Source organism: Nocardia stercoris (assembly GCF_003696265.1).
Taxonomy (GTDB): domain Bacteria; phylum Actinomycetota; class Actinomycetes; order Mycobacteriales; family Mycobacteriaceae; genus Nocardia; species Nocardia stercoris.
In genome coordinates this window covers 1-7,138 of record NZ_RFFH01000039.1, presented here as the reverse complement: position 1 = coordinate 7,138, position 7,138 = coordinate 1, and the positions used below count along the sequence as shown (strand labels likewise).

General features: G+C 65.3%; 3 protein-coding genes and 1 pseudogene. All 4 read left to right on the top strand.

The annotated features are described in order from the left end of the window. The first annotated feature begins 526 nt into the window (after positions 1 to 526). Positions 527 to 2,515, top strand: a complete 1,989-nt coding sequence (locus tag EBN03_RS33390; RefSeq protein WP_199743087.1) for a glycoside hydrolase family 5 protein — start codon at positions 527 to 529, stop codon at positions 2,513 to 2,515. A 586-nt stretch (positions 2,516 to 3,101) separates the two neighbouring features. Then, positions 3,102 to 4,481: a S1 family peptidase gene (locus tag EBN03_RS33385; protein ID WP_122192164.1), complete on the top strand. Its 1,380-nt coding sequence runs from the start codon at positions 3,102 to 3,104 to the stop codon at positions 4,479 to 4,481. A 1,272-nt stretch (positions 4,482 to 5,753) separates the two neighbouring features. Further along, positions 5,754 to 6,686: an Ig-like domain-containing protein gene (locus tag EBN03_RS33375; protein WP_122192162.1), complete on the top strand. Its 933-nt coding sequence runs from the start codon at positions 5,754 to 5,756 to the stop codon at positions 6,684 to 6,686. Between the two features lie 111 nt (positions 6,687 to 6,797). Continuing rightward, positions 6,798 to 7,138: pseudogene (locus tag EBN03_RS33370) on the top strand (protease); the annotation flags it as partial.

The following is a 7,138-nucleotide window of genomic DNA, read 5'->3' as shown; positions in this document are numbered from 1 at the left end:
CCGCTTGCATTCTCGGCTGGACTACCTGACCCCGGCCGAATACGAGGCCGCGTACTACGCTCAACAATCGCCACGCCGACCGGCGCTGGTCTGAATCCGAAGCCGGTCCCAAATCCGTGACGGTTCAGACTGATCGTCAACTTGTTCTCGAGTGGGACTCTGAGCCTGCTGTCAGCCTGCCGTGACGATTGGCACACCCCTGCCGCGACCCGGTCCGATGCCGGGTGGCGGTCAGGGGCAGGTCCGAAGTCCGCTACCGTCAACAGATTTCAGCCGGGCGCAGAAATTTGCACCCGAACCCGGGTGGGAGCCCGCATGGGATGCCGTTCCATCCGGCAATATTGTGTCCGGTCCGACCCGAGGTGATTGACAACCAAACTTGGTCCGGTAGTCGGCAACTGTTGTTTCAGTTATTTCACAGGTGTCTCTAATGTTCACCACGCCACACCAGCGGCGAGCGGTTCTGCCGCTTCCGCTCGCGCCGAGTCCGTCGATGTGGCGATCGCCTTGTGTTTGAGGAAATCGAATGATGTTGACCTATTCCCGCTTTCCGCGGCGGCCGTGGTGGGGGGTGCTGACCGCGCTGACCCTGGTTTCCGGAGTGGTGTTGGCCGTAGCGACGCATTCCGCGCCGCCGGCGCATGCCGCGCCCTGCCCGATCGTCGGATCGGTCGATTGCACGACGATTACGCCGCCGGCGACGACGACGCCGGTAACGACGACGACGACGGTGACTCCGCCGCCGACAGCTCAGTTGAAGGGGCCGCTGAGCACTCGTGGGCGCTACATCGTCGACGCGAGCGGGAACCGGGTCAAACTGCAATCCGGCAACTGGCACGGTGCCAGTGGGACCTGGAACGGCAGCGGTGACGACGAGGACCCGGCCAACAACCACGCGGGGGAAGTCGGGCATCGGGCACCGCTGGGGCTGGATCGTGTCCCGATGGACAAGCTGGTCAAGGACTTTCGTGCGCTGGGGTTGAACAGTGTCCGGCTGCCGTTCTCGAACGAGATGATCACCGACAGTCGACCGGTGCAGGGTTTGACCATGAATGCCCAGCTCAACGGCCTCACGCCGCTCGAGGTGTTCGACCGGGCGGTCCAGGCGCTGACCGACGCCGGTCTGGGCGTCATTCTCAACAACCACACCACCTCCACGGTCTGGTGCTGCGGGAACGACGGCAACAATTTCTGGAACTCGGGACAGGACACCCAGAAATGGGTGGACGACTGGGCGTTCATGGCCGGCCGGTACCGGGACAATCCGGGTGTCATCGGCGCGGACCTGCGCAACGAAGTGCGGCGGACCACCTGGAACGACCCCAACTGGGGGTTGGACGACGGCAACGACTGGGAGGCAGCCGCGCATCAGGCCGGTGACCGGATTCTGACCGACGCCAATCCGAACCTGCTCATCATGATCGAGGGCATCAACTGGACGGGTATCCCCACCGACATCACACCGCACGAGCGGCCGATGCTGAAGCCGGTCGCCGGGCTGTCGGAAACGTTGAAGGTTTCGCACAAGGTCGTGTATTCGGCGCACTTCTACGGCTATATCGGCCCGAACCACACCGGTGCGACCGGGACGGGTGAAACCCATGACACGCGTTTCCGGGAGATGTCACACGACGATCTGTTCAATTCCATGGACCAGCTGGCCGGATATGTTGCCACCACCGGCGACCAGCACTTCACTGCTCCGGTGTGGGTGAGCGAGTTCGGTGTCGGCCTGGACGGGACCGATCAGGACAAGGCCTGGTTCGCGAATACGGTCGATTATCTGATCAGCCGGGACCTGGACTTCGCGTACTGGCCGATCGTCGGGTTCCAGCACCAGAACAAGGGCGACAACTGGGCGTTGCTGCGCTATGACACCGATGGCAGCATGCGTAGCGTCACCGACAGCGGCGACTGGCGTGGCGCGGCCTTCCGCCGGTTGATGGCCGCGCACGGGGTTACCGGCCAGGTCGCGCCCGTGCGTACCTGGTCGATGCTCAACGCGATCCACGACGACCACAACGCGTCGGTGCAAACGGCCTACGACTGGGACGAGGGTGCCCACAAGCTGGTCTGTCCCGACGATCAGCGTCTGATCGGGATCAGCGCTACCGGGCAGGGCGGTCTGTGCACGGACGCGACCCAGGGCAACCTGAAGGGCTGGGACTCGACGGCGACCGTGGTGAACACGGAGAACGTGGACACCGATTGGGCCAATGGCTTCACGAAATACCAGTGCCCCACAGGACAATTCATGATCGGATACAGCCTGCGCGGCGACGGGATGTCGGCGGTCCTGTGCTCCCCGAGTCGCATTCCCTTGGGGGGCGACGGCCGAACCGTATGGGATGACAAGGGCGACAACCGCCCTGCCTCCGGCGAAGGCGGCGATTACGCCGCCGGCTATTACAAGGGGCAGTGCAACGCCGACGAATACGCGGCAGGTATCGGTTTCTCGTGGTCCAACAACCGCCACGGTCATCCGGACGCCCTCTACTGCCGCCCGCTCGGGTGACCTAGTCGGCTGTGTCTGATATCGAGCTCCACCGCCCGATCGGGCGGTGGAGCTCGAGTTCGAGGCCCCCACGGTGCCTGCGTATCTGTGACTGGAAGTCCACAATGATTGGTGGTCGATAATCCACGAACGGTGGTTTCTCTTGTCTGATTTCCGCCGATATTGTTTCCGTAGTGAGCGGCACCGCCCGCCACAAGGCGATTCTCGTCCCGTATCCCTCATCCTGCGGGGGCTAGATATGCCGAATTTCGGTTCGAGTGGGTGGTTCAACGGCCAAGTCTGATCCTAATGCGTTCAGCGAGGTCCGACTCGCGACGAACTACAAGAATTACTTGTGGAGAATCCGCACACAGTGATTTCTCGTCCGCTTCGCGGGGATCTAGAATTCCCCGATGCGAGCGGAAAGGATCGCCGTCGAATGTAGTCCTGAATGGCACAAGTGGAACCGTCCCTATGGGCATGCGCCGCCGAACCCGAATTATCCCACTATCTATCGGTAGGTGGCGGCGGTCGTGGCGATATCGGTCACTGCACCCGGTCCGCCCGTCCTGGTCATGCCCGAATACCCCGATCCGAAAGATCTCCCATGCGTAGTACCCACGTCCGCCGTGCCGCGATGGTTGGCACCGCGGCCCTGCTCCTGACCGTGCCCGGTGCGGCTCTCACGCTCGCCGAGCCCGCCGCCCCGGCGCCTGCGGCGCCGGTGTCCGGTCTGCCTGCGGACCTGGTGGCCGCGATCCAGCGCGATCTCGGGCTGAGCCCGGACCAGTATCTCGCCCGGGCCGAGACCGGCCAGAACCTGGCGCGGTTCGCCGACTCGATCCGCGGAACCTTCCCCGACTCGTTCGCGGGTGCCTGGCTCGATACCGACGGCAGGCCGGTGGTCGGTCTGGCGGACGGTCCGGACAAGGCCGCTGCCCGTACCGCGGTCGAGGCGGCGGGCTTTCAGGTGAAGGATCAGCAGCACAGTGAGCGCACGCTGCTCGACCAGCTCGGCCAGCTGAGCGACTGGCTCCGGGGTCTTCCCCCGGAGCAGTCCGGTCACGTCAAGGGTGCCGCGATCGACCCGGCCGCCAACGACATCGCCTTACGCACCGACGCTGCCGCGCAGGGGCAGGGCTTGCAGTTGCCCGATTTCCTGGGGTTCGTGCGCATGGTGTTGGGATCGCTGGGCTCGGCCCAGCCGCCGACGACCCAGCCGCCGGTGACTACGACGACCCAGCCGCCGGTGACGACGACCCGGCCGCCGGTGACCACGACCACCGAACCGCCCGTGACCACGACAGCAACCCAGCCGCCGGCCCACGATGCCGTGCTCGGTGGTGACGTCTACAACGCCGACGGCCTCGCCTCCTGCTCGTTCGGTTTCAATGGCACCGATAAGGCGGGCAACGTGGTGAATATCACTGCCGGACACTGTGATCAGGACAGGCAGAACGCGGGCACGCCCGATGCCACGGTCGCGTACGAGGGGAACTTTCACGACGGCTCTTTGGGCCACCCTCGCTACGGCACCTTCGACAAAACAGTCATCGACAACGTCGACTTCTCGGTCATCAAGATCGACAAAGGCGTCGCCAAGCGGTTCGAGAACAACTTCGTCGATACCTACGGCGGGGCCCCGTTGGCGATCACCGGCACCGCAGATCCCGTGGAAGGGGCGCCGGTGTGCAAGTCCGGCGAGAAGACCGGCTTCAACTGCGGCACCATCACCTACATCAACGAGACCCTCTTCGTCGACGACTACCGCACCCTGAAAGGCTCCTTCATCGCCGACGTCCCGTGCGCGCTGCCGGGCGACAGCGGTGGACCCCTCGTGACCGGCACCATGGCACTGGGCATCTCGAGCGCCGGCGACAGTCCGAATCAGGCGGACTGCGACACCTCTGGGGTCACCCAGGTGTGGGCGACGCCGATCAAGGCGATCCTCGCGGCGGACCCCGGCCTGAAGGTTCGGACCAACTAGATCGTTCGCGAAGGGCGTTGCGTGAAAGCTGTCGGCAGCGCTGGTAATTGGCGGTGTCTCTGGTAGGTTTCGCGGCCATCGGGTCCGGCGAGTGCTTCTCCGGCTGGACGGAATTCACCAGAATCCCAGACCGGGGCCGGGCCGATCCCGCCGGAATTCACCAGCAGAGCCAACCGTGGCTCGGCCGGTGGCAGGCCGCCGGTGCTCGATCCGGTCGTGTATCGGGATAGCAGCACGGTCGAGCATAGGATCGACCAGCTCGAACAGCATCGGGGCGTGGCTACTCGATACGGCAAGCTCGCTGTCCGTAAACTGGTCGCCGTACATGTCGCTGTGATCAATCAGTGGCTGTGAGTTCGACGATGGCGGGCCGAACGGCCCGCGATCGCGATTCTCACCCGGAACTGATCACGCAACCAGCAGAAGCCGATTTCGCGGACCGCACCGTGCTCGCGTATCTGTGATCGGAAATCCCACAATAATTCGTGGTCGGTAATCCACGAGTGCCACGTCGTCGCGTAATAGTGTGAGCGGTCGGCGAGGGGGCGGGGTTCATGCCCAGCCGATGGAGCGGTGAATCGACTGCGAAGGTACGGCAATGGAGCGAACATGTCTGCTGTCTGCTGTCAGATTTCGGCGGCCCGTGGGTCGCATCGGCCCGGTGAGCGTGTCGAACCAGAGCTGCCCGAACGGCCGGGGTCGGTCGGTCCGGGGTTCGGCGGACCGGCCGGTAACCCGAATTAGACAACAGTTCATTGTCGAGGCACCGCGAATAGTGGTTTCTGTTCGCCCTTCTCTCCGCTTAGAGTTCCCTGTGAACAACAATGCTCACACCCGGCGCGCCTTGCATCCCCGCAATCCCATGCACGTTACGAGACGCACCGATCTCGATGAAAGAAAGAGAATATTCTATGGGTTCCGCGGAACAATTCATTGTGCAGGCACTGCTCGGCCAGCTGCAGAAGATGGTGCTCGGCAGCCTTTCGGGTAAGACCGCCTGACCCGACGGAGGGCAGGCGTACCCTTCCTCGCGCCCGCACTCGGCCGTACCCGGTACTAGCCGACCGGGTACGGCCCAAGGGCCGGCCGGCCCGCCCCTCTCGACCGGGCACTTATGCCCGCGATACCGCGCCGATGCGAAATCGACTGTCCCCCAACTGGCTCGCTCCAGTTTCACGGGACTTTGCCCGGCGCCGCACCTCGCGGCCGCCGCGGCCGGACCACCGTATGTGAGCTCACCGCTCAGTGCATTCAGCGAAACAGGACACCGTCATGACTCATCGAGCAATCACTCGCACCACCGTCGGCGCCGCCACCCTCGCGGTCGGGGCGCTGACCGCCCTCGGCGCGGGCACCGCCGGCGCGGCCCCGGCGACCGTCACCTGGACCAGCGGCGCCTTCACCTACACGCGCACGATCAGCGATGTGACCCCGACCGCCGGTGAGACCGTCACTGTGAGCACCCAGATCAAGCGCACCGATTCGACCACCGAAAAGGCCAATTGGCTCGAGGACTGGCACCCGGACTGCCTGACCTATGTCACCGACTCGGCGAAGGTGACGGACAACAGCGGCGCCCACCCCGTCGATCCGCTCGTCACGACCAGCTACATACTGGCCGATTTCAATACCACCACCAGCTACAAGATGACGGTGAGCAAGTCACAGCCGGCCACCTTCAGCGCCCAGTACACAGTCGGCGCCGACTGCGCGACCGGCACGGCCCTCACCGGCGGCATCGTCTACGACTCCGCGACCGGCCTCAACGACTTCCAGACCCAAGGCCCCGCCATCACCGTCACCACGGTCGCGAACTCGACGGTCGCCCTCGCTCCCGTGACCGGCGCCACCGTGGGCCAGGCCACCACGCTGACCGCCACGGTCGCGCCGGCGAATGCCGGTGGCACGGTGTCGTTCTCGGACGGCACCACGGTGCTGGGCACCGGCGCCGTGGACAAGACCGGCAAGGCGACCTTCTCGTGGACTCCGACGGTCGCCGGTAGCCACTCCATCACCGCGAACTACGGCGGATCAGCCACCGCCGCCGCCGCCACGACCACCGGCACGGTCACCGTCGCCCCGGCGACAACCACGGCCACGACCACCACCACGGGCACCGTGCCGATGGACCCTGGCGCCATGCTGACCCAGGTACTCACCTTCCTCGGTGAGGGCAGCTCGATCGGCTACCACCCCCACGTCTGATCACAGCATTGCCCCGGCCACGGTATCGCCACCGTCACCTCGGCCCCAGTCACCGCACCTGGCCCCGACGCTCGGGCTGTGCCCGAGCACCTCGAATCCGAAAGATCTCCCATGCGTAGTACCCACGTCCGCCGTGCCGCGATGATCGGCACCACGGCCCTGCTTCTGGTCGCACCCGGCGCGGCTCTCACGCTCGCGGAGCCCGCCGCGCCGGCGCCCGCTTCGCCGACGTCGGCGCTGCCCGCGGATCTGGTGGCCGCGATCCAGCGCGATCTCGGTCTGAGCCCGGACCAGTACCTGGACCGGGCGGAGACCGGCCAGAATTTAGTGCGGTTCGCCGACTCGATCCGCGGGACTTTCCCGGATTCCTTCGCGGGCGCGTGGCTCGATGCCGACGGTACGCCGGTGGTCGGTCTGGCGGACGGGCCGGACAAGGACGCCGCCCGCACCGC

Excerpts from the sequence above, each read along its gene's own strand:
- EBN03_RS33385 (WP_122192164.1), top strand. The coding sequence starts at position 3,102 with ATGCGTAGTACCCACGTCCGCCGTGCCGCGATGGTTGGCACCGCGGCC.
- EBN03_RS33375 (WP_122192162.1), top strand. The coding sequence starts at position 5,754 with ATGACTCATCGAGCAATCACTCGCACCACCGTCGGCGCCGCCACCCTC.
- EBN03_RS33390 (WP_199743087.1), top strand. The coding sequence starts at position 527 with ATGATGTTGACCTATTCCCGCTTTCCGCGGCGGCCGTGGTGGGGGGTG.